This is a genomic window from Cupriavidus sp. PET2-C1, from assembly GCF_054515855.1.
Genome location: NZ_CM137260.1, coordinates 1,552,207 through 1,577,648, shown reverse-complemented (window position 1 = coordinate 1,577,648; position 25,442 = coordinate 1,552,207). Strand labels below are relative to the sequence as shown.

Sequence of the window (25,442 nt, the reverse complement as noted above, 5' to 3'; positions counted from 1 at the left end):
ACGCGACCCAGCGGATCTTCCCGGCGCACCTGCGCACCTGTGTTCCGGGGGAGCCGCCCATCCCGATGCAAGACACGCCTCTTCCCACCGCCGCCGCCGCCGACGACGACCGCACCCGCAGCATCATGCTGTGGGTGGTCGCCATCGGTTTCTTCATGCAGACGCTGGATTCCACGATCGTCAACACGGCATTGCCGTCGATGGCCAGGAGCCTGGGGGAGAGCCCGCTGCGGATGCAGTCGGTGATCATCGCCTACTCGCTGACCATGGCGGTGATCATTCCGGCGTCGGGCTGGCTGGCGGACCGGTTTGGTACCCGCACCATCTTCCAGACAGCCATCGTGCTGTTTGTCGTTGGCTCGCTGGCATGCGCCTATTCCAATAGCCTGACCTGGCTGGTGGTCTCGCGGGTGGTGCAGGGCGTGGGTGGCGCGATGTTGCTGCCGGTGGGGCGGCTGGCGGTGCTGCGCACGTTTCCGCGGGACCAGTACCTGCAGGCGCTCAGCTTTGTGGCGATTCCGGGCATGGTGGGGCCGCTGATCGGGCCGACGCTGGGGGGCTGGCTGACCCAGACTTTTTCCTGGCACTGGATCTTCCTGATCAATGTGCCGGTGGGGCTGCTGGGGGGGCTGGCCACCATGCGCTACATGCCCAACGCGCGCCTGCACGGGGTGGCGCCGTTCGATCTGAGCGGCTACCTGTTGCTCGCGATCTCGATGCTGACGATTTCGTTTTCTCTGGATGGCCTGGCGGAGCTTGGCTTCGAGCATGCCACCGTGCTGATGCTGCTGATTGCCAGCATGGCCTCGCTCACGGCCTATGTCCTGCATGCCGCGCGGCGGCGGCGGCCGCTGTTTGCGCTGCGGCTGTTTCGCATCCATACCTTCAGCGTGGGGCTGCTGGGCAACCTGTTTGCGCGCATCGGCAACGGCGCCATGCCGTTCCTGATCCCGCTGACGCTGCAGGTCAGCCTGGGTTACTCGCCGTTCCAGGCGGGCATGATGATGCTGCCGATCACGGCGGCGGGCATGGCGTCCAAGCGGCTTGCCACGCGTCTGATCGAGCGTCATGGCTATCGCAAGGTGCTGGTCACCAATACCTTCCTGGTGGGGCTGGCGATGGCGTCGTTCGCGCTGATCTCTCCCACCCAGCCGCTGGCGCTGGTGCTGGTGCAGCTGGCGATCTTCGGGACGGTCAATTCGATTCAGTTCACGGCCATGAACACGGTCACGCTGAAGGATCTTGGCACGGCCGGGGCTAGCGGCGGCAACAGCCTGCTGTCGATGGTGCAGATGCTGTCGATGAGCCTGGCGGTGACCTCGGCCGGCGCGTTGCTGGCGACCTTCCAGGGCACCTTCGGCCGGCACGGCGCCACCAGCGCGCTGCCGGCGTTCCACGCCACGTTTATCTGCGTGGGCCTGATTACCTCGGCCTCTGCGTGGATCTTCCTGCAACTGTCCCCTGACGTGGCCCGTCTGGCCGGCAAGCGCATCGAGGATGCGACGGAGATGTAGCCGGCGGCTATGCTCTGGGTTTGCCAGCCAGCCCGTGCGAGCGCGCCGCGGCGCGCTCGCGCAGGTCCTGCACAAAGGCTTCGGCGGCAGCGCCGAGCTCGCGGCCGCCCTGGCGCAACAGCCCGACCGGTTCCTCGCTGCCCTGGCCGGAGATGGGCAGCAGCACCAGCTCGCCGCTTTCCAGCGCCTGGCGCATGGCACAGCGCGGCGCCAGCCAGATGGCGTCGGATTTCAGGGTGACCAGCTGGCCCAGGTAAGCGTCCGAGGTTTCCAGCACGCCCGGCGGCAGCATGAAGCCGTGCCGGGCCAGCAGGCTCTCGGCGCTGTGCCGTGGCGCCGAGCCTTGCGCGGGCACCACCAACTGGCAAGCCATGAGCTCCGCCATGGAAGGGGGGGCTTTCGCCAGCGCGTGGCCCTTGCGCACGGCGAGCAGCAGCGGCTCCGCGTCCAGCATTTCAAACCAGAGCCCCTCCATCACCGTGGGATTGTCCATGCGGCCGATGGCGATATCGAGCACGTCGGCTTTCAGCCAGTCGATCAGCGTGCGGTTCATGCCCGTCTGCACCGCCAAGCCCACGTCCGGATGCGTGCGGCGAAAGGCCAGCACGGCTTCCTGAAGCAGGTCGGGCACGACGCTGGGCAGGGCGCCGACGCGGATGTGCTCAAGGCCCGCGGCGTGCGCACCGGTCACGCTTACCGCGGCTTCGTCCAGGTCCTCCAGCACGCGCAGGGCGTGGCGCAGGAATCGCTGGCCCAGCTCGGTCAGGTCGGTACCCGCCCGGCCGCGGGCTAGCAAACGTGCGCCAAGCAGCGCTTCCAGCTCGGTCAGGGTCTTGGATACGGCGGGTTGGCTGAGGCCCAGCTGCTCCCCGGCCTGGCCCAGGTGCTGGGTTTGCGCCACGGCCACGAAGCAATGCAGGTGGCGCAGGCGGACACGGTTGCGGAAGGTTGGCTGCATATCTAAAAGTTATGCAAATAGTCTAAAAACTCAATATACATGCGCTGTAGCTGCAAATAAAGTAATGAAAATTCCACCCCACGGAGACACGTATCATGGCCGACTCGCCCATCAAGCTGCCGCCAGGGCTGGCGCAATATCGCCGCCACTACTGGGACACCCAGCCGGAATACCGCTTTGACCCCTACGGTTCCACAGCACTGCGCTCGCCCAACGAGCCGCTGGTGGCGCTGAACCAGACCCTGTCCGAGGTCACCGGCCCGCTGTTCGGCGCCGAGTTCGTGCGCAATGGCGACAGCGACCTCACCGCCGGCCACGCCGGCGAGCCCATCGGTGAGCGCATCCTGGTCAGCGGCCGCGTGCTCGATGAAAACGGCCGCCCCGTGCCGAACGCGCTGATCGAGGTCTGGCAGGCCAATGCCGCTGGCCGCTATGTGCACAAGCGGGACCAGCACGACGCACCGCTCGATCCCAATTTCACCGGCGAAGGCCGCGCGGTGACCGACGCGCAGGGCCGTTACCAGTTCAAGACCATCAAGCCTGGCGCCTATCCCTGGCGCAACCACCACAACGCCTGGCGGCCGCAGCATATCCATTTCTCGCTGTTCGGCAACGCTTATGCCACGCGGCTGGTGACGCAGATGTATTTCCCGGGCGACCCGCTGCTCGCCTTCGATCCCATCTTCAATTGCGTGCCCGACGCCAAGGCGCGCGATCGCCTGGTGTCCACCTTCGACTGGGAAACCACGGTCCCCGAGTACGCGCTCGGCTACCGTTTCGATATCGTGCTGCGTGGCCGCGATGCCACGCCGATGGAGTAAGCCATGTTGTACGCCACCGCATCCCAGACCGTTGGACCCTACCTGCATATCGGCCTGTCCGGCCTTGACCGCGCCGACCTGACCGCCGAGGCGAGCGAACTGACGGGCGAGCGCATCGTGATCGAAGGCCGCGTGATCGACGGCAAGGGCGATCCCGTGCCCGACGGCATGGTTGAAATCTGGCAAGCCAACCCGGCCGGCCGCTACCGCCACCCCGATGACGCGCGCGACGGCGCCGAGACGGCGCTGGTGCCTGGCTTCACCGGTTTTGGCCGGCTGCCGACCGGGCCCGACGGCAGCTTTCGCTTCGTCACCGTCAAGCCAGGCCCAGTGCCCGGCCCCGACGGCCAGCCGCAGGCACCGCATATCGTCGTCTCGCTGTTCATGCGCGGCCTGCTCAAGCACTTGTCCACGCGCCTATACTTCCCGGACGAAGCGCAGGCCAACGCACGCGACTGGGCGTTGTCGCAGGTGCCCGCCGCGCGCCGCCACACGCTGGTGGCGCAGCAGGCAGGCGCAGGCAGGCTGCAATGGCAGGTAGTGCTGCAAGGCCAGGACGAAACGGTCTTCTTCGACATCTGATCCTGCGCGCAGCCATTGCCAGCGCGCCCGCGCTGAACCAAGCCCCGGCGCCGGACCCATCGTGGCCCGGCGCTGGGGTTTTTCCATGCTGATGCGAACCTGAATCGATGCCGACTTCATCCCGACTGACCGACCCGATGTTCGGCAGCGCCGCCACGCTGGCCGCTTTCTCCGATACGGCGACCGTGCAGCGCATGCTCGATTTTGAAGCCGCGCTGGCGCGCGCCGAAGCCAGCTGCGGGGTCATCCCCGCGGACGCCGCCGAGGCGATCGCCGCCACATGCCGCGCCGGCGAGATCGACTTCGACGCGCTGGCCGCCGCCGCCGTGGCAGGCGGCAACCTTGCCATTCCTCTGGTCAAGCAACTCACCGCCCGCGTGGCCGCGCGCGATGCGCATGCCGCGCGCTACGTGCACTGGGGCGCCACCAGCCAGGACGCGATCGACACCGGCATGGTGCTGCAATTGCGCGAAGCCTTGCAGGCGGTCGACGCCGATCTCAAGGCCCTTGGCCATGCTTGCGCGGCGCTCGCCACGCTGCACCGCGACACGCCGATGGTGGCGCGCACCTGGCTGCAGCACGCGCTGCCCACCACCTTTGGCCTCAAGGCCGCCGGCTGGCTCGATGCCCTGCGCCGCGACCTGCGCCGCCTCGATGCCGCGCGCGCGCAGGCTGCAACGCTGCAGTTCGGCGGCGCCGCCGGCACGCTGGCTAGCCTGGGCGCCGCGGCGCCGGCAGTGGCAACGGCGCTTGGCCGCGCGCTCTCGCTGACGGTGGCGCCCACGCCCTGGCATGCCTACCGGGACCGCATGGTCGAGGTAGCCGCCACGCTCGGCATGCTCACCGGCACGCTGGGCAAGATCGCCCGCGACGTGTCGCTGATGATGCAAACGGAAGTCGCCGAGGTAGCGGAGCCCACCGGCCCCGGGCGCGGCGGCTCCAGCACCATGCCGCACAAGCGCAACCCGGTTGGCTGCGCCGCAGTGCTCACCGCCGCCGTGCGCGTGCCGCCGCTGGTGGCGACCATGCTGGCAGGCATGGTGCAGGAGCACGAGCGTGCGCTGGGCGGCTGGCAGGCGGAATGGGACACCTTGCCGCAAATCGTCACGCTGGCGGCAGGGGCATTGCGGCAGATGCTGGAAGTGGTGGGAGGATTGCAGGTGGATGCCGCGCGCATGCGCGCCAACCTGGGTGTGACGCACGGGCTGATCCTGGCGGAAGCCGCCATGCTGGAGCTCGGCGGCAAGATTGGCAGGCTGCCCGCGCATCACCTGGTGGAAGGCGCCTGCCGGCGGGCCGTGGCCGAAGGCACGACATTGCGCGAAGCCCTGGGCGCGACGCTGGCCGAGGACGCAGGGCATGCGGGGTTGATGGATGCGGCCGCGCTGGACCGGGTTTGCGATCCGGCCAATTACGCCGGGCAGGCAGCGGGATTCGTCGATGCGGTCCTGGCGGCCTGGCGGCAGGAAGCCGACCAGCATTGAGCGCCCGGGAACCTAGCCACAGGCGCTTGAAGAAACACCAAGAACACACGAAGAACACACGTCACTGAACCGCGAACCGAATTCTCTGGAGACCACCTTGCCCTTCATCACCCACGCTGGCAACCGCCTCTTCTACACACTGGAAGGCCCGGCATCCGCGCCCGTCCTGATCTTCTCCAACTCGCTGGGCACTGACCACACGATGTGGGCGCCGCAGGCCGAAGCGCTGGGCCAGCAGTTCCGCATCCTGCGCTACGACACCCGCGGCCACGGCCAGTCCGCGTTGCCCCCGGGCCCGAGCAGCGTGGCGGAACTGGGCAGCGACGTCATCGCCCTGATGGACGCCTTGCAGATCCAGAAGGCCGCCTTCTGCGGCTTGTCGATGGGCGGCCTCACCGGCATGTGGCTGGGCGTGAACGCACCGCAGCGCTTCACACGCATCGTGCTGGCCAACACCGCGCCCAAGATCGGCACGCCCGAGGCGTGGAACACGCGCATCGAAGGCGTGCTGCGCGACGGCATGTCGCCGCTGGTGGAAGGCTCGTTGCAGCGCTGGTTCACGCCTGCCTTCGTCAGCGCCGCCGGCAATCAACTGGACGACCTGCGCCAGGTGCTGACTGGCCTCGATGCCCGGGGCTATGCCGCCAACTGCGCCGCGGTGCGCGACGCCGACCTGCGCGAAGCGGTCAAGACGATTCCCGTGCCGGTGCTGGTGATTGCCGGCAGCGCGGACCCGTCCACGACCGCGGCGGAAGGGCGCGCCCTGGCCGACGCCATCCCGGGCGCGCGTTATCTGGAGCTGGAAGCGGCCCACTTGTCCAACCGCGAACAGCCCGCGCGCTTCACCGAGGCCTTGCTGGACTTCCTGGGCGGCGATGCGCAACAAGCCGCCAGCCGGCCCGCCAACGATGGCGAGCGCTACCAGGCTGGCCTGGCCGTGCGCCGCGCGGTGCTGGGCAGCGCCCACGTGGATCGCTCGCTGGCCAAGCTCAACCCGCTGACCGAAGAGTTCCAGAACCTGATCACGCGCTATGCATGGGGCGAGATCTGGACCCGAGAAGGTTTGCCGCGCCATTCACGCAGCTTGATCACCATCGCGATGATGGTGGCGCTTAACCGCAGCGATGAACTCAAGCTGCATTTGCGCGCCGCGGCTAACAACAATGTTAGCCGCGACGAGGTTAAGGAAGTGCTCTTGCAGACTGCTATTTATTGCGGCGTGCCGGCGGCTAATTCGGCTTTTCATATGGCGGAGGAGGTGTTTGCAGAGGAAGATTTGAAGGGTTCGTAAGCGGCGTTGGTTTTTGGGCCCAAGGGCCGTACGACATTGCCCTGCTGGGTTGGTCGCTGTTTTTTTGATCAGCGATGGCGTTTGCACCCAAGAGCCATACGACATCCCCCTGCGGGGGCTGCCGGTCACTCTTCTTTGCGTCGGCAAAGAAGACTAACGAGAAGAAAGCCGACCCTGCCGGGCGCAGAGCAATAAGGCTTATGTGGGGCCGTGGTTGCGTCGTACGGCCCGGAGTGTTGGCTGGCGTGTCCAACCGACTCGAAGGGCATCGCTATAGCATGACCCAATGGTCACGTGGTGGTGCCCCTGATCGCTTTGCTCGGTGAGCGTTCGGGCATCTGCCGTTCGCGGTGCGCAGCGCCACGATCCTGCCTGACTTGGTGGTTTCGTGGTTTTGTCTCTGACGGTGGCCGCCCGGCCATTTGATGCCCTGCCGTACCGGCGCGAGCGGCACCTTGCTGTCACCCCCTCTGGTTTCGTGGTGGGCACCGTGGCCCGTCCGCGAGGGCCGTGCTCGCACCTCACGGCGCTCGTCCTCCGAGACAAAACCACGAAACCAGCCACCCCCGAAACGGCGCAGCCCCTCGCGCCGCGAACGGCAGATGTGGGAACGGTCACCGCGCACGAGGTCAGGGGCCGCACCACGTAACCCATGGGTCATGCAGAAGCGATGTCCTATGGGCCGGTAGGATTCGCCAGCCAACACTCCGGGCCGTACGACGAAACCACCGCCCCACATAAGCCTTATTGCTCTGCGCCCGGCAGGGTCGGCTTTCTTCTCGTTAGTCTTCTTTGCCGACGCAAAGAAGAGTGACCGGCAGCCCCCGCAGGGGGATGTCGTATGGCCCTTGGGTGCAAAAACCATCGCCGCTCAAAGAAACACCGACCAACCCCAGCAGATCGATGTCGTACGGCCCTTGGGTCCAAAAGCCAACACCGCCAGCAAACACCCCTACAACCTCCCCCCAACCACCACCACATCCAACTCAATCCCCATAGCCCCCAACATCAACCGAAAATCCGCCACCGTATGCGCCGGATTTTCCGTCACCGCACAAACAACCCGGCCGGTGCCAGTTGTCGATAGCGGTGCAAGCGCTTCCACCGAGGCGCGCACCGGATCGACGAAGGCCTTGCCGGGAAACAGCCGCTGGAAATAATCGCCGAGCCAGGGCAGGTGCGTGGACGACAAGGTAAAGACGTCGATTTCCGGGTGCGTGGCGAGGATCGTGCGCACGAATGCATCGACTTCGGCACCGGTGCGCGCCGGATCGATCAGAAACGCCCCTGACTCCACCAGTTCGACCAGTGCGGAGGCGTTGAACGAGAACGCTTGCCCGCGCCCCCGGCTGGCCGCGGTGATATACGCGCCCAGCTCAGCGCTCTCCACCATCGAGCGCACGCCCAGGACCCCGATTTGCCCGGACTTCGACAGCGCCAGGGCCTCGGCAACCGGCGGCACCACGCCAAATAGCGGCACGCTGGCGGTGCGGCGCAAATCCTCCAGCACGGTGACCGAAGGCGCGTTGGACGCCATCAGGATGGCGCTCGCCCCCAGCCCCTGCAGGCATTGCACGGCTTGCGCGGTGGCGTCCAGCAAGGCCTGCCTGTCCTTGCCGCCATAGGGAAAGCTGGCGCGGTCGGCGAGATAGATCAGGTCCTGGTTCGGGAGGCGTTCCTGCAGGCGCCGGACGGCGGCATAGCTGCCGATGCCGGCATCGAAGACACCAATCGGTTGATGCAATGTGGCGAAGGGTTCCATGACGATGCAGTGAGTGGGTTCGCAGGGACTATCGCGTCAAATTGGTACAATTAAAAGTACCAAATCAATCAATTTTAATTGGGCCATTTATGCCAAAGATGCGGGACGCCGAAGTGCTGGACCTGGCCGTGCTGCCAAGAAGTGCGGGCGAAGCCAAGCAAGCGTGGGTGTATCGCAGCATCCGCCAGGCCATCCTTGGCGGCAGCCTGCCGCGCGGCGCGCGGCTTGCGTCGACCCGTACGCTGGCGGCGCGCTGGGCGGTGTCGCGGGGGATTGTCGAACTGGCGTTCGAGCAGTTGCGGCTGGAGGGCTATATATCGAGCCGGGTCGGCTCGGGCTCGCACGTGAGCGCCAGGCTGCCGGAGGAGTTTTCGCTGCACGAAGTCAAGGACGCTAAAGCGCCACCGACGACGCAGGCCGTCATTGCCGCGAGCGGCGTGGCGGTGCAAACGCGCGTCGTTGCGGGCCGGCCTTTCGTTGCCCGCCTTGCAGATCCCGCGCTGTTCCCGCTCGACGAATGGCGCAGCCATGTCAGCCGGGCGTTGCGTTCGTTGTCCGCGCAGCAACTGGGCGACGACGATCCCTGCGGCGACCTTGCCCTGCGCGGGGAAATCGCCGCCTACCTGCGGGCGACCCGCGGCATCCGCTGCGACGCCGGGCAACTGATGATCGTGACCGGTATCCGGCAAGCCATCGACCTGGCCGCCCGCGTGGTGTTGCGCGAGCAGGGCCGCGTGCTGCTGGAGGATCCGGCCTATCTGTCGGCGGTACCGCTTTTCAGTTTGTCCTCGCCGCGCATCTCGCCGGTGCCGGTCGATGAGGAGGGCATCTCGATGGATGGCATCCGCCAGCATGTGGATGCTGCGTTGGTGTACGTCACGCCCGCTCACCAGGCGCCGCTGGGCCTGACGATGTCCGTGAGCCGGCGGCTGGCCTTGCTCGACTGGGCAAAGGCGCACGACGCCTGGGTCCTGGAGGACGACTACGACAGCGAGTTCAACTACAGCCGCGCGCCGCTGCCTGCGCTCAAGGCGCTGGACAATGGCGATCGCGTGATCCACTGCGGCAGTTTCAACAAGAGCCTCTATGCGTCGCTGCGCATTGGCTACGTGGTGATGCCCGACGCCTTGCGGCCCGCGCTGCGCCAGTTGCGCGCCACCACCGGGCGCTCCAACAGCCTGGTTGAGCAGCTAGCGCTGGCGTCCTTTATCCGCTCCGGCGCGCTGTCTCGCCACCTGCGCGTCTCCCGGAGCGTGTACCTGCGCCGCCGCGATATCGTGCTGGCGGAACTGCGGGCGGTGCTGGGCGAGCACCTGCGCGTGAGCGGGGAACACGCCGGGTTTCACTTCGTGTTGTGGCTGCCGGAAGGCATCAGCGAGCACGATGTGGTGCAAGCCTGCGCCGGCGCGAACCTGGCGCTGCAGGGCTTGGGCGAGTTCTGCCGGGAGCGGGCCATGCCGCCAGCGCTGGTGATCGGCTACGCCGCGGCGCAGGACGATGTGCTGCGCGACGCGGCGAGACGGCTGGCGCGGGAGATTGCCACACTGGCTCAGGCCGGCGGCACGAACTCGGTGACCTCCAGCTCGAATCCCGCGATATTGCGATAGGGTACCGGCTGGCTCAGCAGCCGCAGCTTGCGCGCGCCCTGGTCTCGCTGCCTGCCGCATCAAGCCACTTCCGCCACCCGTATCTCCGCCAGCAGCTTCTTCAACTCCGGCACGCAAGAGCCGCAGTTGCCGCCCGCCTTCACGCAGGCGGTGACTTCGGCCGGTGTCTTCAGATCATGCTTGCGCACGGCATCGCAGATGGTGTTGCGCCCCACGCCAAAGCAGGAGCACACGGTGGGGCCGGCGTCGGCGCCCTTTTCCATCGGCTGGCCTAGCAGCAGGCCGACGCGATCGGCGTCTTCCAGGCGGTCCTTGGCGAACAGCGTGGACAGCCATGCGCGCGAGGGCAGTTCGGGGCGCGTACACACGTAGATGCAGGCCTGGAGGCGGTCGTCGACCACGTGGCCGGCGTGGTAGATGCCGGCGGTGCGGTCTTCATACTCGATCCAGTCCGCATTGGGGTCGTCGATGCCGAGCAACTGGCGGGCCCACGCGGTGCGGTCGGCGATATTCTCGCGGCCGGCGAACTCGTAGCGCTGGAACTGGCGGCCCTGGACGCGCGTCCAGTAGGTCAGCTCGTCCGCCTGGAGGTCCTCGCGGCTCAAGACGAAGCCATGCCACGACACGCGGAACTCTTCCACGCGCACCGGCGTGTGCTTGAACTCGGGCTCGCCGGAGACCGGGTCCACCACCGGGTTGACCAGCGCGCCCACGCGCGCATCGGAGCTGAACTGGCTGTTCCAGTGGATCGGCACGAATACGCTGCCGCGCGGGATGCCGCCGCTGTGCTGCACCCGCGCCACCATGGCGCCCCAGCGCGTGGTCACGCGAGCCAGCTTGCCTTCGCTGACACCGGATAGCAGAGCGTCCTGCGGGTGCATGTCGACGAAGGGCTCGGCGATGTGGTCGGCCAGCTTGGGCGATTTGCCGGTGCGGGTCATGGTGTGCCACTGGTCGCGTACGCGCCCGGTGTTGAGCACCAGCGGGAACTCGTCGTCGGGGGCGTGGAACGGCGCGCGCGGCGCGGTGGCGATAAAGCGGGCGCGGCCATCGGGGTGGGCGAAACGGCCGTCGGCGAACAGGCGGGCAGTGCCGCCGGACGCGTTGGCGAAGCCCCCGGGGGGCATGGCCATCACCGGCCATTGCACCGGTGAGAGCGCGTCGAATTGCTTCTGGCTCATGCCAGCCAGCCCGGCGAGGTCGAACATGCGTGGCGCGTGGGCCTGATCGCTGCTGCCCGCGTTCCGGTACGTGCTCAGCCGCGCGTGCTCGTCGAAGATCTCGTGCGGTCCGGCAAAGCGGAATCCATCAAAGCCCATGCGCGTGGCGACGTCGCACAGGATCCGCCAGTCAGCGCGGGCCTCGCCGGGCGCGGGCAGGAAGGCGCGCTGGCGCGAGATGCGGCGCTCGGAACTGGTGACGGTGCCGTCCTTCTCGCCCCAGCCCAGCGCGGGCAGCAGGACGTGCGCGGCGTCGTTGGTGTCGGTGCGCAGCATGATGTCGGAGCTGATCACCAACTCGCACTTGGCCAGCGCGCGGCGGGCCTGGTCGGCATCCGGCAGGCTGACCACCGGGTTGGTGGCGATCACCCACACCGCCTTGACCCGGCCTTGCTCGATGGCCTCGAACAGTTCCACCGCCTTCAGGCCAGGCTTGTCCGCGATGGCGGGCGAGCCCCAGAACGATTGCACGATTTCCCGGTGCAGCGGATCGGCCAGCTCCATATGGGCCGCCAGCATATTGGCCAGCCCGCCAACCTCGCGCCCGCCCATGGCGTTGGGCTGGCCGGTCAGCGAGAAGGGGCCCATGCCGGGTTGGCCCACGCGGCCGGTGGCCAGGTGGCAGTTGATGATGCTGTTGACCTTGTCGGTGCCAGCCGACGACTGGTTCACGCCTTGCGAGAAGCCGGTCACCACCTTGCGCGTGGCGGCGAACAATGCATAAAAGCCGCGCAGGGCTTCAGGGTCGAGCTTGCATGCCCTGGCTACCTTGGCGATGTCGGCGCAGTCCGGGCCGGCGGCCGCCAGCGCGGCGTCCAGGCCGCTGGTGTGGGCGTTGACGAACGACTGGTCCATCGCACCGTGCTGTGCCAGGTAGTGCAGCAAGCCGTTGAACAGCCACACATCGGTGCCGGGCTTGACCGGCAGGTGCAGGTCGGCCAGCTCGCAGGTGGCGGTGCGGCGCGGGTCGATCACCACCAGCTTCATTTCCGGCCGGGCTTCCTTGGCCTTCAACAGCCGCTGGAACAGGATCGGGTGGCACCACGCGGTGTTGGAGCCGACCAGCACCACCAGGTCCGCCAGTTCCAGGTCTTGGTAGTTGCCGGGCACCAGGTCCTCGCCAAAGGCGCGCTTGTGCCCGGCCACCGCCGACGACATGCACAGCCGCGAGTTGGTGTCGATATTGGCGCTGCCGATAAAGCCCTTCATCAGCTTGTTGGCAACGTAGTAGTCCTCGGTCAACAACTGGCCGGAGACGTAGAGCGCCACGGCATCGGGGCCGTGCTCCGCGATGATGTCCTTGAAGCCCTGGGCGACCTTGTCCAGCGCGTGGTCCCAGGACACTGGCTGCAAGGCGCCGTCGGCACCGCGTACTTGCGGGTGCAGCAGGCGGCCTTCCAGGCCGACGGTTTCCGCCAGCGCCGAGCCCTTCACGCACAGGCGGCCCTGGTTGGAGCCGTGGCTGGCGTCGCCGGCCACCTCCACGCTGCCGTTGGCATGGCGGGTGGCGCGCACGCCGCAGCCCACGCCGCAATACGGGCAGGTGGTATCGGTGACGGTGACTGAGGCGTCGGCGGACAGCAGGGTGGGAGAACCGGTGGAGAGGATGACGGGGATATCGGACAGGTTCACGTTTGCGCTCGCTGCTGGCGGTCAATCGGGTATTAGGTCGTTCAAGCGTTCAGGCGTCCACGCGTTCAGGCTGCCATGGCCTCGCACTGTGCCTTGCCGAACAGCAGCCGCTGGCGCATGGCGCCTACCGGGGCGCCGCTCTGGATCAGGTCGAAGTACCAGGGGCCGTCCTGCACGTCGCCGTACAGCACCGCCCCGACCAGCCGCCCGCCTTGCAGCACCAGCCGCTTGTACATGCCGCGGCGCGGATCGCGCATGACGAGATCCTCGCTGCCTTCGCCGCCGATGAAGTCGCCGGCGGAGTAAAGATCCACGCCAGTCACTTTGAGCTTGGTGGCGGTGGCCTGCTGCACATAGCGGCGATGCCCGGCGCCGGCCAGGTGCGCGGCGGCCACGCGCGCCTGTTCCCAGATCGGCGCGACCAGCCCGAAGGTGGCTTGGCGGTGCTGCACGCATTCGCCCACGGCATACACGCGCGGATCGTAGCTCTGCAAGGTGTCGTCCACTACGATGGCGCGCTCGCAGCGCAGCCCGGCCTGCTGGGCCAGTTCGATATTGGGGCGCACGCCGGCGGTCATTACCACGAGGTCGGCGGGGATCTGGGTACCGTCTTTAAAGCATACGCCGGTGACGCGGTCTTCCCCAAGGATGCCGCTGGTATTGGCGTTAAGCAAAAAGCGCAGCCCCTTGCGCTCCAGCGCCTGCTTGAGCAGCGCGGCGGCGGGCTTGTCGAGCTGGCGCTCCATCAGGCTGTCGGCCACGTGCACTACGCTGACCTCCATGCCCTGGCGCATCAGGCCGTTGGCGGCTTCCAGGCCGAGCAGGCCGCCGCCGATCACCACGGCGTGGCGATGGTTGCGCGCCGCCGCCAGCATGGTTTCCACGTCCTGGATGTCGCGAAAGGCGATGACGCCATCGAGCTGGTGGCCTGGCACGGGGATGATGAACGGCTTGGAGCCGGTCGCCAGCAGCAGGCGGTCATAGCCCACCTCGCGCCCGGATTGCGAGCGCACCAGCCGGCGGCGGCGGTCGATCGCCACCACCGGATCGCCGGCCAGCAGTTCGATGCCGTTCTGCTCGTACCAGTCGCGGGTGTTGAGCATGATGTCCGCGACCGTCTTCTCGCCCGCCAGCACCGGCGAGAGCAGGATGCGGTTGTAGTTGCCGTGCGGCTCGGCGCCGAACACGGTGATGTCATAGAGGTCGGGCGCGAGCTTCAGCAGTTCCTCGACCGTGCGCATGCCGGCCATGCCGTTGCCGACCACCACCAGGCGGGGTTTGGGGGGCGTGGTCATGCGGCCACCCAGACTTTGCCGTCATAGACGCGGGCCGGATACGCCGCGATCGAGTGCTCGGGCGCTTCCAGGCATTCGCCGGTCTGCAGATCGAAGTGATGCTTGTAGATTGGCGACGCCACCACGATGCGTTCGCCCAGGCTGCCCACCAGGCCGCGCGACAGCACGGCGGCGTTGGCGTTGGGATCGTAGTTGGCAATGGCGAACACCTGGTCGCCATTGCCGCCCTGATCGTCGCTGTAGCCGGCGCCGACCCGGAACACGGCGATCTGTGCCTTGTCCACCAGTGCGCACACACCGGTATTGGGCACGATGTCGCGCAGGCTGCAAACGGCGGTCCAGGCTTCGGTATGGTGGGTGGGGCTCATGATGTTCTCCTTGGGCGTTGGCGCGGGATGATGGGTCGGGACGGTTCAGGCTGCCTTGACGATCACGGGGATCTGCTCAAGCCGGGATTTACGCAAGTTCCGTTCCTCCGGCGTGGCCGGGCGGATCTGGCCGCGCTCCTCCATGAAGACCAGGTTGTCGTCGCGCAGGTCGCTGTTGACGAAGTGGCGGAAGCGCTTGCGGGTTTCCGGGTTGGTCACGGCGGCCTTCCATTCGTCTTCGTAGGTGTCCACCACGTGCTGCATCTGCGCTTCCAGTTCGGCGCCGACGCCCAGGCTGTCTTCCAGCACCACGGCCTTGAGGTAGTCCAGCCCGCCTTCCATGTTGTCGCGCCAGACGCTGGTGCGTTGCAGGCGGTCCGCGGTGCGCACATAGAACATCAGGAAGCGGTCCACGTAGCGCAGCAGCGTTGCGCGGTCCAGGTCGCTGGCCAGCAGTTCGGCGTGGCGGGGCTTCATGCCGCCGTTGCCGCACACGTACAGGTTCCAGCCGCGTTCGGTGGCGATGATGCCCACGTCCTTGCCCTGTGCTTCCGCGCATTCGCGGGTGCAGCCGGAGACGCCAAACTTGATCTTGTGCGGCGCGCGCAGGCCCTTGTAGCGGTTTTCGATCTCGATGGCCAGGCCGACCGAGTCGTCCACGCCGTAGCGGCACCACGTGGAACCCACGCAGGACTTCACGGTGCGCAGGGACTTGCCATAGGCATGGCCCGATTCGAAACCGGCCGCGATCAGTTCTTCCCAGATCATCGGCAACTCTTCCACGCGCGCGCCGAACATGTCGACCCGCGCCCCGCCGGTGATCTTGGTGTACAGGCCATACTTCTTGGCCACCTGGCCGACCGCGATCAGGCCGTCGGGGGTGACTTCGCCGCCCGGCATGCGGGGCACGACCGAGTAGGTGCCGTCCTTCTGGATGTTGCCCAGGAAGTAGTCGTTCGAGTCCTGCAGGCTGGCGTGCTCTTTCTTGAGCACGAACTCGTTCCAGCACGAGGCCAGGATGCTCGCCACGGTGGGCTTGCAGACGTCGCAGCCCAGGCCCTTGCCGTGCGCTGCCAGCAGTGCGTCGAAGGTCTTGAAGCCGCCCACGCGCACCAGGTGGTAAAGCTCCTGGCGGGAGTAGGCAAAGTGCTCGCACAGGTGGTTGTTCACCGCCAGGCCTTGCTTCTTCATCTCGGCCTTCATGACCTGCGTGACCAGCGGCACGCAGCCGCCGCAGGTGCTGCCGGCCTTGGTGCAGCTCTTCATCGCACCGATGGTGGTGGTGCCGTTGCAGACGGCGGCGCAGATATCGCCCTTGGTCACGTTGTTGCAGGAGCAGATCTGCGCGGCATCGGGCAACGCGTCGGCGCCCAGCCCCGGCTTGGCCTGGCCGTCGGAGGACGGCAGGATCAGGAATTCCGGCGACTCGGGCAGCTCGATCTTGTTGAGCATCATCTGCAGCAGGGTGCCGTATTCCTCGGCATCGCCTACCAGCACGCCGCCCAGCAGGTACTTGCCGCACTCGGACACCACCAGCTTCTTGTAGACCTGCTTGCGCTCGTCGGTGAACTGGAACGAGCGGCTGCCGGGCGCATTGCCGTGCGGGTCGCCCAGGCTTGCCACGTCCACGCCCATCAGCTTGAGCTTGGTGCTCATGTCGGCGCCGGCGAACTCGGCCTGGTGGCCGAGCAGGTGCTTGGCGGCCACGCGGGCCATTTCATAGCCCGGGGCGACCAGGCCGTAGATCTTGCCGTCCCACAGCGCGCATTCGCCGATGGCGTACACGTCGGGGTCGGAGGTCAGGCACTGGTTGTCCACCGTGATGCCGCCGCGCTCGCCAATGGCCAGGCCGCTGGCGCGGGCCAGCTCGTCGCGCGGGCGGATGCCGGCCGAGAACACGATCATGTCGGTGTCCAGGTGGCTGCCATCGGCAAAGTTCATGCGATGGGTGCCGTCTTCGCCGTCGACGATCTCAACGGTGTTCTTGCGGGTATGCGCGGTGACGCCAAGCGCTTCAATCTTCCGGCGCAGCATGGCGCCGCCGCCGTCGTCCACCTGCACCGCCATCAGGCGGGGGGCAAATTCCACCACATGGGTTTGCAGGCCCATGTCGCGCAGCGCCTTGGCACATTCCAGGCCCAGCAGGCCGCCGCCGATCACCACGCCGGTCTTGGAGCGGGCGCCGCATTCCTGCATGGCTTCCAGGTCTTCGATGGTGCGGTAGACAAAGCAATCCTTGCGGTCCTTGCCGGGCAGCGGCGGCACGAAGGGGTAGGAGCCGGTGGCCATGATCAGCTTGTCGTAGGACAGTGTCTCGCCGGTGGAAACCGTCACCGTCCTGGCCGCGCGGTCGATGCCGGTGGCACGCGCGTTCAGGCGCAGCAGCATGTTGCTGCGCTCGAAGAAGCCAGTTTCGACCAGCGAGAGATCCTCGGCGGACTTGCCAGCGAAGAACTCGGACAGGTGCACACGGTCGTAGGCCGGACGCGGCTCCTCGCACAGCACCGTGACTTCGAGATCTTGCGAGCCGGCCTCGGCCAGGCATTCCAGGAATTTGTGGCCGACCATGCCGTGGCCGATGATGATCAGTTTCATGATGGTTTCCTTGTTCTGTGGGGCCGCTGGTGCGTGTGCTTTGGAGTCGTTGCGTCGGACAGGCTCAGGAGCTCGAGCCGGCCAGCGCGTTGTCGAACAGCGCCTGCTCGCTGGCCTTGTGCTCGGCCGAGAAACGCACGGCGATGGCGCACAAGGCGGAGACGATGGCCGCCGCGCCCAGCACGGTCAGCGTTTGCTGCAGGTTGCCGCCCAGGCCCTTCATCAGGAAGCCCGCCGCCACGGCGCCCACATTGCCGCCGGCGCCGATGATGCCGGCCACGCCGCCCAGCGCCTTGCGGTCGATAAAGGGCACCAGCGCATAGGTGGCGCCGCAGGCCATATGGGTGAACAGGCCGAAGCCCAGCATGGCGGCCACGGCAGCCACGACGCTATGCGCCTGGGCGAACCACAACAGGCCCAGGCCTTCACCCAGGATCAGCACGAACAGCAGCATGGAACGCGCATCCAGGCCACGGCGCAGCGCAGCCTTGTCCGACAGCCAGCCGCCCAAGGCACGGGCGAACAGGGCGAGCAGGCCAAAGCTGGCGGCGGCCAGGCCGGCGCTGCCCAGCGACAGGCCGAAGTGATCCACGTAATAGGTAGCAGCCACGTTGTGGATGAAGATCTCCACGCCGAAGCAGGCGCCGTAGGTGATAAACAGCATCCACACGCGGTAGTTGCCGGCAGCGGCGACAAAGCTGGCCCAGCCGCCTTTCTTGCCGCTGTCGATGGCGATGCCGCGCGCGCGCAGATCCTTGAAGTCGCCTTGCGGGCAGTCCTGCGTATAGCGCCAGTACAGCACTGCCATGATCAGCATCAGCACGCCCGGCACGAGCAGCGCCAGGCGCCAGCCCATGGTGTGGCTCACGCCCAGCATCAGCACGCCACCCAGCAGCAGCGGCATCAGCGCTTGCGCCGCGCCACCGCCGGCATTGCCCCAGCCGGCCGCTGCCGCGTTGGCGGTGCCCACCACGTTGGGCGCGAACATCACCGAGGTGTGGTATTGCGTGATCACGAAGCTCGCGCCAACCGCGCCAATCAACAGGCGGAAGAACAGGAAGGCTTCGTAGCTCTGCGCCATCGCCACGCCCAGCACGGGGATCGCTCCCAGCGCGAGCAAGCCGGTGTAGGCGCGGCGGGGACCAAAGCGGTCGCACAGCGGGCCGATGGCCAGCCGCACGAGAATGGTCACCGCCACTGCCGCGATATTGATATTGGCGATCTGGTCGGGAGTCAGGCCGAATTCACCCTTGAGCACCGGCATCAACGGCGCGCAAGCGAACCACGCGAAGAAGCACACGAAGAAGGCCATCCACGTCAGGTGGAAGGCGCGCATCTGCGGGGTGCGCAGGCTTAGCAGTTCGATGCGGGTGGCTTTGCCGGTCATCATGGCTCCATAAAAACAAATGGCGTCCCGCAATCCGGTCGTGAAGACCAGATCAGGGGACGCCGTTGTCCTGGTGGCAGCGGTGAAGACCGCTACCACCCTGTGTGAGGTGAGCGGGCCGCCGTTGGTCCGCTCGCGTCTTATTACGCAAGCGGTGTGCCAGGGCTGTTTGTGATGGATGGCGGGGTTTTTGCGCTGCGCAGGCGCGTCAGGCCGGGAGGCGATGCGCCGAGGTGGGGCGGGGCGGCACGGTCATGGTGCAGTGCAATGGACCGGGGCGGTGCGCGCGGTGGTGCAGGCAGCAGCTGGTATCTGGTATCGGGCTGTCCCGGCTCAGGCCGTGGATGCCGGAAGGGGCGATTGTTATGCCACTTGTTATGCCATTTCCGCCTGCCGTGCCAAGGGAACTTGGCCCCGAGCCACCAGAACCCGCGCTGGACGCCACGCAGCCCAGGCGCCGTCGTCAATTCGGGTCTCTTCAAGTCGATTCGAGGCCGAATGACACGCTTGCTATGTAAACTAGGCGATTGCGCATCAGCATCAAATTCAAGAGCGACGAGCCACCCATGGAAAACATCCCCCCAAACGTCCTGATCCACGTCTACGCCGGAGAAGACGACGCGGAGCCAATGTTCGAAGAACTGCCCGCCCGCCAGATCGATGAAGACACCTATGAGCTGCTCGCCTCGCCCGGTCTCGCCCTGAATCTGGCAAGAGGCGACATCGTCTCTATCAAGAACAGAAACGCGCATGCCGAAGTCCTGTCGAGGGGTGGCAATTTCTGCATTCAGATCTACGAGGATGAAGATATCCCACAGGCAAGCCTGGCACGCCTGGAGAAGGAAGTGCAAGCCGAACTGGGCGGTTCCCTGGATGGGATCAACGGCGGAAACCTGTCATTGACCATCCCATCCAGCAACGGGATGGACCGGATCCGCGAGGTCTTTGACAGGTTTCGCGAGCAGACCGGGATTCAGTGGTACTACGCGAACATCTACCGGAATCTGGACGATCCCGATGACGAAACACTGCTGGACTGGTGGCTGAAGGATTGACGGCTGATCGCGCCGGGATGCATGACCAAGCTGCTTTTGCGTCGCCTCGCGCCCAGGGTCACGCCTGCGTGGCAGGCGTTTGCGGGGATTCGCCTTCGGCCGCCGGCGCTGGCCGCTGGCTCGCGTGGTAGATCTCGATATCGTTGGGCCGCACCAACTGATCCGCATCATCCACCAGCGCCGCGCGCACGCGGCGCCCCTCCGGTGCGGTAAGCAGCGTCACCGGCCCTTGGCCGCTGGCGGCCAGGTGCCGATCACCCCATTGCATCAGCCCGATGATCACCGGCAGCAACTCCACTGCGGCGCGCGTCGGCCGGTACTCGAACCGTTCCCGCTCGCCCGGCTCCCGATAGCTCACCTTGCGCAGGATGCCGGCCTCGGTCAGTGTCTTGAGCCTGGCCGACAGCACGGCGGGGGAGCACTGCAGGCGCTCCAGGAACTCGTCGAAGCGCCTGATGCCGTGGAAAACGTCGCGCAGGATCAGGATCGTCCACTTCTCTCCGATCAGCGAGAGGGTCGCGGCAATCGAGCAGTTGCGGAGTTCTTGGGCGGTGAGATCCATCCATTGAGCATAGCAGGCTAACTTCATTTGCAAAAGTCAGGGTATTGCCTATACTCCTGGCTATGAAATATGAAGTCAGGAGCCGGATATGCAACCCTCGAATCCCCCCAGTCTCTCCGGCCAATCCCGCCTGACCGGCGGCGGCTGGCATGCCGGCTGCCCGGAATGTGCCGAAACCTGGAAGTTGAGCGGTGGCGAGCGCGTGGTCGTGCGCGCTGTTCGTGCCGCTGATGCCGAGAGAGAGCGGGCCTTCGTGCAGGCCCTGTCGCGCGAGAGCCGTTACTACCGCTTCCTGACCGGCGGACGCGTGTCCGACGAGGTGATCGACCTGTTCATCGAGAGCAACGCCGGCCTGGCGCTGGTGGTCACGGCGGAAGTGGAGGGACTGCCGATGATCGTCGCCAACGGCAACTACGTGGTGACGCGTGGCGAAGAGGGCGACGTTGGCGAGTTTGCCGTGGCGGTGGCCGACGACTGGCAAGGCAAGGGTATCGGCCGCCGGCTGATCCAGCGCCTGCGCGACGCGGCGCTGGGCGCCGGCCTGCATCTGCTGCGCGGGGATGTGCTGAGCGAGAACCGCCGCATGCTGGCGCTGATGCGGGAGTTCGGTTTCTCCACCCGGCGTAATCCGGAAGACAACCTGCTGTATGAGGTGAAGCTGGTGCTGGGCGAGTTGGCTGGCAACAGCGCGCCGCAGGGCGTCGCGCTGTTGCCAGCGGCCTAAGCCTCTGCGCTTGCGCGCTTGCGCGATCCGGCCGTCACGGTGCATCCCACCGACGCCGTGATGATGCTGGCAATCGCCAGCCATTGCTGTGTATTCAGCGTCTCGTGCAGGAAGGCGAGCCCTGCCAGCGCGCCCATGGCGGGTTCCATGCTGAGCAGGATGCCGAAGGTGCGGCGCGGCAGCCGCTTGAGCGCCACCATTTCCAGCGAATAGGGAATGGCGCTGGAGAGCAGGCCAACCGCCAGCCCCGCCACCAGCAGCGACGGGCTGAACATGGCCGTGCCGGCATGCGCCAGCCCGAAAGGCAGCACGACCAGCGATGCCATGGTCAGCCCGAGCGAGGTGGCTTGCCCGCCGTGCGCGTTGCCTGCCATCTGCCCGAAGATGATGTATAGCGCCCAGCCCACGCCGGCCGCCAGCGCGTAGCCGATGCCCACGGGATCGAGCGTGGCAACGTTCTGCCCAAGCGGCAACAGCAATAGCAAGCCTGCCACGGCAAAGGCAATCCAGAGAAAGTCGATGGCCCGCCGCGACGACGACACGGCTACCGCCAGCGGCCCGGTGAACTCGATGGCAATCGCCAGCCCGAGCGGGACGGTGCGCAGCGACATATAGAACAGCAGGTTGGTGGCGCCCAGCGCCGCGCCGTACAGCGCGATCACGCGGGCGTTGGCCAGGCTGAGCGGCATCCGCCAGGGCCGCCACACGCATAGCAGGATCAACGCCGAGAAGCTCACCCGCAGCGCCGTGGTGCCTTGGGCGCCAACCTCGGCGAACAGGCTCTTGGCAAACGATGTTCCGACGCAGAGCGAGGCCATCGATCCGATCAATGCCAGCACGGCGATCAGGGTGGCACTTTGTTTCAGGCGATTCAGCGGCAATTGCGACTCTCAGGCGTTTCTGCGAGCCCGAATCTTGAACGATCCTGGCGTGGCTGGCTAGGCTGCGATGTGCTGCAAGCGCACAGCATAGCGTTCGCCCGCGGCAGCCAGTGCGTGGTCATCCAGCTTGCCCGCCTCATAAAGCACGAACGGCTCGGACCACGGCAGGCCGCAGCGGTTGGCGGTGGCTTGCAAGGGGCGCAGCAACTCGGCAAGCGGAAACAGATTGACGCCGCCTGGCCCGTAGGCCTGCCGCACGTTGCCCGCGGTGGCGGCTACCAGCATGGGCTTGCCTGCCAGCGCGCGGCCCTCCGTCTCGTAGGCGATATAGAACATGCGTGTCAGCACGGCGTCCAGCCAGGCCTTGAGCAGGGCGGGCGTGGCATACCACTGGAGCGGGAACTGAAACACGATGCGGTCCGCGCCAAGCAGCCGGCGGACTTCGGCGTCCACATCGATGGCGCCGTCCGGGTAGAGGGCGTAGAGGTCGGCGATCTCCACGCCGGGCAGTGTGCTGGCCGCATTGCAGAGGGCGCGATTGGCCTTGGATTGGCCGAACCGGGGGTGGAACAGCAGGATCAGGGTCTTGGACATGATGGGCTCCGGTTGGTAGTTGCCGTGGTGATGTCTCAAGGATGCCGCTTCACACTAAATCATTCCAATGGATAGTTTGTATGTTCTATTATCTGTTTCATGAATTTACGTGCGATCGACCTCAATCTGCTGACTGTGCTGGACGCCTTGCTCGACGAAGCCCATGTGTCGCGTGCCGCGCAGCGTGTCGGGCTGTCCCAGCCAGCGGCCTCCAGCGCGCTGGAGCGGTGCCGCCATCTGTTCAAGGATCGCCTGCTGGAGCGTGCGCCTGGCGGCATGCAGCTCACGCCAAAGGCACAGGCTCTGCGCGCGCCGCTGAAGCAGGCGCTGGCCTCGGTGGCGGCGGTGATCGGCGAGCCCGAGGTGGACCTGGCGAGCTTGTCGCAAACGGTGCGCGTGCGCATGGCGGACCATCCCGCGGTGCTGGTGGCGCGGCAACTGCATCGGCAACTGGCGCGCAGCGCGCCGTGTGTCAATCTCGTGCTGCAGCCGTGGCAGGGCGCCGATGCTGCGCTCGAGTCCCTGGCGCGCGGGGATAGCGATCTCGCCGTATCCGTGTTTCCCGCCGTGGGCGCGGATTTTCGCCGCCGGCCGTTATTGCGCGAGCACTACGTGGTTGCCATGCGGCGGGGCCATCCGGCCGCCACCGGCTTTGGCCTGGAGCGCTGGCTGGACTACCCGCATGTGCTGGTATCCGGCCGTGGCGACATCCATGGGCCGCTGGACGATGCACTGGCTGGGATGGGCCTGGCGCGGCGCGTCGGCATGGTGGTGCCGAGCTTCATGATGGTGCCGCCGCTGCTGGCCGATTCCGACCTGATCGCCATGCTGCCCAGCCGCTGCCTGCCGGAGGACCCGGCACAGCCCCTGGCGACGTTCGCGCCGCCGGTGGCGGTGGAGGGTTTTTCCCTCCACCTGGCCTGGCATGTGCGCCGCGACGCCGACGTGGCCGTGCGGCATGTGGCGGGCCTGATCGAAGGCCTGCTGGCGGCGTAGCGTAGTTTGGTTTTAGTAGTTGAGCGCCACGTTGAGCATGACCGTACGGGGATTGCCCACCGGCACGATGTTGTTGCTCAGGCCGCCGGCGTAGTACGCCTTGTCGAACACGTTCTTGACGTTGAGCGCGGCCTTCCAGTGCGATGCCACATAGCCCACGCCAAGGTCCGCCACCGCGTAGCCGGGCACGGTGTAGTTGAAGGTGTAGCCGCGCTTGGCGCTCTCCGCGCGCATGCCGGCGCCGGCGTACCAGCCCGCCAGCGGCCCGCGGAAATGCTTGGTGCCCCACAGCGAGACGCTGTGCCGGGGCACGTTGTTGAGCGGCTTGCCCACATTGGCGGCAACGGTGTCTTCCGTGACCTCGCTGGCGATGTAGGCATAGGCGCCGGCCAGGCTCCAGCCGCCGCCAAGATCCGCCGTCAGCTCTGCCTCCAGCCCGCGCGTGCGCTGCTCGCCCGTGGCAATGCTGAAGCCGGTATTGACCGGGTCCGAGCTCAGCACGTTGCGCCGGGTCAGGTCGAAGGCAGACAGGGTCAGCAGGCCGCGCTTGCCGGGCAAATCGAACTTGATGCCCACCTCGGCCTGGCGTCCCGTCTCGGGCTTGAAGGTGCCGCCGTTGACGTCCGTGCCGCTATTGGGCAGGAACGAGGTCGCGTAGCTGACATAGGGCCGTGCCCAGCTGGTCAGGTCGAACATCAGCCCGGCGCTGCCGGTGACGGCCCGCGCGGTGTCGTCCAGGCGCGTGGCGGCCAGGCGGTCCGTGGTGCTGGTGCGGGCGGTGTCGTGGCGCAGGCCGGCGGTGAGCAGCCAGCGCTCGGCAAAGCGCACCTGGTCGCGCGCGTAGAAGCCCAGCGTGCTGACGTTGTCTTCCTGGTTCAAGCTGTAGGCGCTGGGGCAGTTCACGGCCGCGCCATACACCGGCTTGTAGACGTTCAGCGCGGCGACGCGGCAGGTACGCTGCAGGCGGCTCTCGTTGCTGCGGTTGTAGTCCACGCCGAGCGTGATCTCATGCTGCTGCCCGGCAATCTCGAAGCGCCGCTGCAGGTTGGTATCCACGCCGATGGTGGTGCCGGAGAAATCCTGCTGCGTGCCGCTGCGGTTGAGCAGCTGGCTGTTGACGGCCATGGTGCCGCCCGCGATCAGCGTGCCGGCCAGCGACAGCGTTTGCCAGCGGAAATTCTGGTTCAGCGTCCAGCCGGAATCAAAGCGGTGGGTCAGCGCATAGCCCAGCCGGTTCTGCTCGCCGTCGTATGGCGCCAGGCCCGGTTCGCCGGTAAAGCGGCTGTTGGGCAGGGTGCCGTTGCGGTTGGCGGTGAGCGTGCCATTCACGGGCAGGCCTTGCTGGCGCACATATTGCCGCTCGTTGTGGCTCGCCAGCAGGGTCAGGTCGGTGCGCGCGCCCAGGTCCAGCGACAGCGACGGCGCGATGTAGCGGTTGCGGTAATAGACGTAGTCGGTCGCGTCGTTGCTGTTCATCGCCAGGGCGTTCACGCGCAGCGCGGCCTTGCCGTTTTCCGACAATGGCGTGCCCACGTCCGCCGTGGCCTGCCGCAAGCCGTAGTTGCCTACCGTCAGCCCTAGTTCGCCAAACAGTTCGGGCATGGGGCGCTTGCTGACGATATTGACCATGCCACCCGGCTGCACCTTGCCGAACAATACCGAGGCCGGGCCTTTGAGCACTTCCACGCGCTGCGCGCCGAACAGCTCCTGCGCCACGCGGTTGTTCGACTCGACCAGCAGGCCATCGACAAAGACGGATTCGGATGCGCGCTGGCCGCGGATGATGAAGTCGTCCCAGCCGCGCCGGCCGTAGACATTGGTGACCACGCCGGCCGAATTGGCCAGCGCGTCACCCAGGGTTTGCGCTTGCTGGCTGTCCATCAGATCGCGCGTGATCACGGTGATGGACTGCGCGCTGTCCGCCGCGGACGTGCCGGACTTGGTCACGCCCGCTGCCCGGCGCGTGGCAAAGCCGGTGTCGGCGCGGGGATCTTCGGCGGCGCTGACCGTGACGGACGGCAGGGTGGTCTCGGCGTCGGGGGCGGCCAGGGCCATGGCGGGGGAGAGCAGGCAGCCCAGGGCGGCCGGGGCAATCAGTTGGCGAGTGAGCATGT

General features: G+C 66.8%; 19 protein-coding genes and 1 pseudogene. 9 read left to right on the top strand and 11 right to left on the bottom strand.

Annotated features, from left to right (window positions below; translation table 11 throughout):
- The first annotated feature begins 65 nt into the window (after positions 1 to 65).
- Positions 66 to 1,514, top strand: a complete 1,449-nt coding sequence (mdtD, locus tag ACX12D_RS27070) for a multidrug transporter subunit MdtD (RefSeq protein ID WP_459374099.1) — start codon at positions 66 to 68, stop codon at positions 1,512 to 1,514.
- Between the two features lie 7 nt (positions 1,515 to 1,521).
- Here the strand turns inward: mdtD and ACX12D_RS27065 are convergent, their stop codons facing one another.
- On the bottom strand, positions 1,522 to 2,472 hold the full coding sequence (locus ACX12D_RS27065; RefSeq protein WP_441638560.1) for a LysR substrate-binding domain-containing protein: 951 nt from the start codon (positions 2,470 to 2,472) through the stop codon (positions 1,522 to 1,524).
- A gap of 95 nt (positions 2,473 to 2,567) precedes the next feature.
- Between ACX12D_RS27065 and pcaH the strand changes: the two genes are divergently transcribed.
- The 4 genes from pcaH (at position 2,568) to pcaDC (ending at position 6,650) form a co-directional block, all read left to right on the top strand.
- Positions 2,568 to 3,293 carry a protocatechuate 3,4-dioxygenase subunit beta gene (gene pcaH / locus ACX12D_RS27060; RefSeq protein ID WP_043355917.1) on the top strand — a complete coding sequence of 242 codons (726 nt, stop codon included), beginning with the start codon at positions 2,568 to 2,570 and terminating at the stop codon, positions 3,291 to 3,293.
- A gap of 3 nt (positions 3,294 to 3,296) precedes the next feature.
- Positions 3,297 to 3,875: a protocatechuate 3,4-dioxygenase subunit alpha gene (pcaG, locus tag ACX12D_RS27055; protein WP_416053029.1), complete on the top strand. Its 579-nt coding sequence runs from the start codon at positions 3,297 to 3,299 to the stop codon at positions 3,873 to 3,875.
- 137 nt (positions 3,876 to 4,012) lie between these two features.
- Entirely contained in the window at positions 4,013 to 5,359 is a 1,347-nt protein-coding gene (locus tag ACX12D_RS27050; RefSeq protein ID WP_459376535.1) for a 3-carboxy-cis,cis-muconate cycloisomerase, read from the top strand.
- Positions 5,360 to 5,456: 97 nt separating this feature from the next.
- On the top strand, positions 5,457 to 6,650 hold the full coding sequence (pcaDC, locus tag ACX12D_RS27045; protein WP_459374098.1) for a bifunctional 3-oxoadipate enol-lactonase/4-carboxymuconolactone decarboxylase PcaDC: 1,194 nt from the start codon (positions 5,457 to 5,459) through the stop codon (positions 6,648 to 6,650).
- 952 nt (positions 6,651 to 7,602) lie between these two features.
- Here the strand turns inward: pcaDC and ACX12D_RS27040 are convergent.
- Positions 7,603 to 8,412 carry a glutamate racemase gene (locus ACX12D_RS27040; protein WP_459374097.1) on the bottom strand — a complete coding sequence of 270 codons (810 nt, stop codon included), beginning with the start codon at positions 8,410 to 8,412 and terminating at the stop codon, positions 7,603 to 7,605.
- 89 nt (positions 8,413 to 8,501) lie between these two features.
- Here ACX12D_RS27040 and pdxR point away from each other — a divergent pair.
- Positions 8,502 to 9,878: pseudogene (pdxR, locus tag ACX12D_RS27035) on the top strand (MocR-like pyridoxine biosynthesis transcription factor PdxR); the annotation flags it as partial.
- A gap of 200 nt (positions 9,879 to 10,078) precedes the next feature.
- Here pdxR and ACX12D_RS27030 read toward each other — a convergent pair.
- The 5 genes from ACX12D_RS27030 to ACX12D_RS27010 form a co-directional block, all read right to left on the bottom strand.
- Positions 10,079 to 12,871, bottom strand: a complete 2,793-nt coding sequence (locus ACX12D_RS27030; RefSeq protein ID WP_459374096.1) for a molybdopterin-dependent oxidoreductase — start codon at positions 12,869 to 12,871, stop codon at positions 10,079 to 10,081.
- Positions 12,872 to 12,936: 65 nt separating this feature from the next.
- On the bottom strand, positions 12,937 to 14,166 hold the full coding sequence (locus ACX12D_RS27025) for an NAD(P)/FAD-dependent oxidoreductase (RefSeq protein WP_459374095.1): 1,230 nt from the start codon (positions 14,164 to 14,166) through the stop codon (positions 12,937 to 12,939).
- A complete protein-coding gene (nirD, locus tag ACX12D_RS27020) occupies positions 14,163 to 14,534 on the bottom strand; it encodes a nitrite reductase small subunit NirD (protein WP_459374094.1) in 372 nt (123 codons plus the stop codon). The genes ACX12D_RS27025 and nirD overlap by 4 nt, the downstream gene beginning before the upstream one ends.
- Positions 14,535 to 14,579: 45 nt before the next feature.
- Positions 14,580 to 17,129: a nitrite reductase large subunit NirB gene (nirB, locus tag ACX12D_RS27015; RefSeq protein WP_459374093.1), complete on the bottom strand. Its 2,550-nt coding sequence runs from the start codon at positions 17,127 to 17,129 to the stop codon at positions 14,580 to 14,582.
- Positions 17,130 to 17,193: 64 nt separating this feature from the next.
- Complete coding sequence (locus ACX12D_RS27010) at positions 17,194 to 18,516, bottom strand: MFS transporter (RefSeq protein ID WP_459376534.1); 1,323 nt, start codon at positions 18,514 to 18,516, stop codon at positions 17,194 to 17,196.
- 566 nt (positions 18,517 to 19,082) lie between these two features.
- Between ACX12D_RS27010 and ACX12D_RS27005 the strand changes: the two genes are divergently transcribed.
- Positions 19,083 to 19,571 carry a DUF4265 domain-containing protein gene (locus ACX12D_RS27005; RefSeq protein ID WP_459374092.1) on the top strand — a complete coding sequence of 163 codons (489 nt, stop codon included), beginning with the start codon at positions 19,083 to 19,085 and terminating at the stop codon, positions 19,569 to 19,571.
- 58 nt (positions 19,572 to 19,629) lie between these two features.
- On the opposite strand, the gene ACX12D_RS27000 is transcribed toward ACX12D_RS27005, so the two are convergent.
- On the bottom strand, positions 19,630 to 20,133 hold the full coding sequence (locus ACX12D_RS27000; RefSeq protein ID WP_459374091.1) for a winged helix-turn-helix transcriptional regulator: 504 nt from the start codon (positions 20,131 to 20,133) through the stop codon (positions 19,630 to 19,632).
- A gap of 88 nt (positions 20,134 to 20,221) precedes the next feature.
- On the opposite strand from ACX12D_RS27000, the gene ACX12D_RS26995 reads away from it, so the two are divergent.
- Positions 20,222 to 20,857: a GNAT family N-acetyltransferase gene (locus ACX12D_RS26995; RefSeq protein WP_459374090.1), complete on the top strand. Its 636-nt coding sequence runs from the start codon at positions 20,222 to 20,224 to the stop codon at positions 20,855 to 20,857.
- On the opposite strand, the gene ACX12D_RS26990 is transcribed toward ACX12D_RS26995, so the two are convergent.
- Positions 20,854 to 21,738, bottom strand: a complete 885-nt coding sequence (locus ACX12D_RS26990) for an EamA family transporter (RefSeq protein ID WP_459374089.1) — start codon at positions 21,736 to 21,738, stop codon at positions 20,854 to 20,856. The two genes, ACX12D_RS26995 and ACX12D_RS26990, sit on opposite strands and share 4 nt — an antisense overlap.
- 57 nt (positions 21,739 to 21,795) lie before the next feature.
- Positions 21,796 to 22,332, bottom strand: coding sequence for an NAD(P)H-dependent oxidoreductase (locus ACX12D_RS26985; protein WP_459374088.1), 537 nt, complete (start codon positions 22,330 to 22,332; stop codon positions 21,796 to 21,798).
- 99 nt (positions 22,333 to 22,431) lie between these two features.
- Between ACX12D_RS26985 and ACX12D_RS26980 the strand changes: the two genes are divergently transcribed.
- A complete protein-coding gene (locus tag ACX12D_RS26980) occupies positions 22,432 to 23,328 on the top strand; it encodes a LysR substrate-binding domain-containing protein (protein WP_459374087.1) in 897 nt (298 codons plus the stop codon).
- A 12-nt stretch (positions 23,329 to 23,340) separates the two neighbouring features.
- On the opposite strand, the gene ACX12D_RS26975 is transcribed toward ACX12D_RS26980, so the two are convergent.
- The gene (locus tag ACX12D_RS26975; RefSeq protein WP_459374086.1) at positions 23,341 to 25,440 is read right to left on the bottom strand and encodes a TonB-dependent siderophore receptor; all 2,100 of its coding nucleotides are present in this window, start codon (positions 25,438 to 25,440) and stop codon (positions 23,341 to 23,343) included.
- Between the last annotated feature and the right edge of the window lie 2 nt (positions 25,441 to 25,442).

What these genes read in the sequence shown, in the direction of transcription:
- mdtD (WP_459374099.1), top strand. Translation starts at nt 66, where the DNA reads ATGCAAGACACGCCTCTTCCCACCGCCGCCGCCGCCGACGACGACCGC.
- ACX12D_RS27050 (WP_459376535.1), top strand. Translation starts at nt 4,013, where the DNA reads ATGTTCGGCAGCGCCGCCACGCTGGCCGCTTTCTCCGATACGGCGACC.
- ACX12D_RS27005 (WP_459374092.1), top strand. Translation starts at nt 19,083, where the DNA reads ATGGAAAACATCCCCCCAAACGTCCTGATCCACGTCTACGCCGGAGAA.
- ACX12D_RS27065 (WP_441638560.1), bottom strand. Translation starts at nt 2,472, where the DNA reads ATGCAGCCAACCTTCCGCAACCGTGTCCGCCTGCGCCACCTGCATTGC.
- nirD (WP_459374094.1), bottom strand. Translation starts at nt 14,534, where the DNA reads ATGAGCCCCACCCACCATACCGAAGCCTGGACCGCCGTTTGCAGCCTG.
- ACX12D_RS26975 (WP_459374086.1), bottom strand. Translation starts at nt 25,440, where the DNA reads ATGCTCACTCGCCAACTGATTGCCCCGGCCGCCCTGGGCTGCCTGCTC.
- ACX12D_RS26980 (WP_459374087.1), top strand. Translation starts at nt 22,432, where the DNA reads ATGAATTTACGTGCGATCGACCTCAATCTGCTGACTGTGCTGGACGCC.
- pcaG (WP_416053029.1), top strand. Translation starts at nt 3,297, where the DNA reads ATGTTGTACGCCACCGCATCCCAGACCGTTGGACCCTACCTGCATATC.
- pcaH (WP_043355917.1), top strand. Translation starts at nt 2,568, where the DNA reads ATGGCCGACTCGCCCATCAAGCTGCCGCCAGGGCTGGCGCAATATCGC.
- ACX12D_RS26995 (WP_459374090.1), top strand. Translation starts at nt 20,222, where the DNA reads ATGCAACCCTCGAATCCCCCCAGTCTCTCCGGCCAATCCCGCCTGACC.
- ACX12D_RS27010 (WP_459376534.1), bottom strand. Translation starts at nt 18,516, where the DNA reads ATGACCGGCAAAGCCACCCGCATCGAACTGCTAAGCCTGCGCACCCCG.
- ACX12D_RS27025 (WP_459374095.1), bottom strand. Translation starts at nt 14,166, where the DNA reads ATGACCACGCCCCCCAAACCCCGCCTGGTGGTGGTCGGCAACGGCATG.
- ACX12D_RS27000 (WP_459374091.1), bottom strand. Translation starts at nt 20,133, where the DNA reads ATGGATCTCACCGCCCAAGAACTCCGCAACTGCTCGATTGCCGCGACC.
- ACX12D_RS27040 (WP_459374097.1), bottom strand. Translation starts at nt 8,412, where the DNA reads ATGGAACCCTTCGCCACATTGCATCAACCGATTGGTGTCTTCGATGCC.
- nirB (WP_459374093.1), bottom strand. Translation starts at nt 17,129, where the DNA reads ATGAAACTGATCATCATCGGCCACGGCATGGTCGGCCACAAATTCCTG.
- ACX12D_RS26985 (WP_459374088.1), bottom strand. Translation starts at nt 22,332, where the DNA reads ATGTCCAAGACCCTGATCCTGCTGTTCCACCCCCGGTTCGGCCAATCC.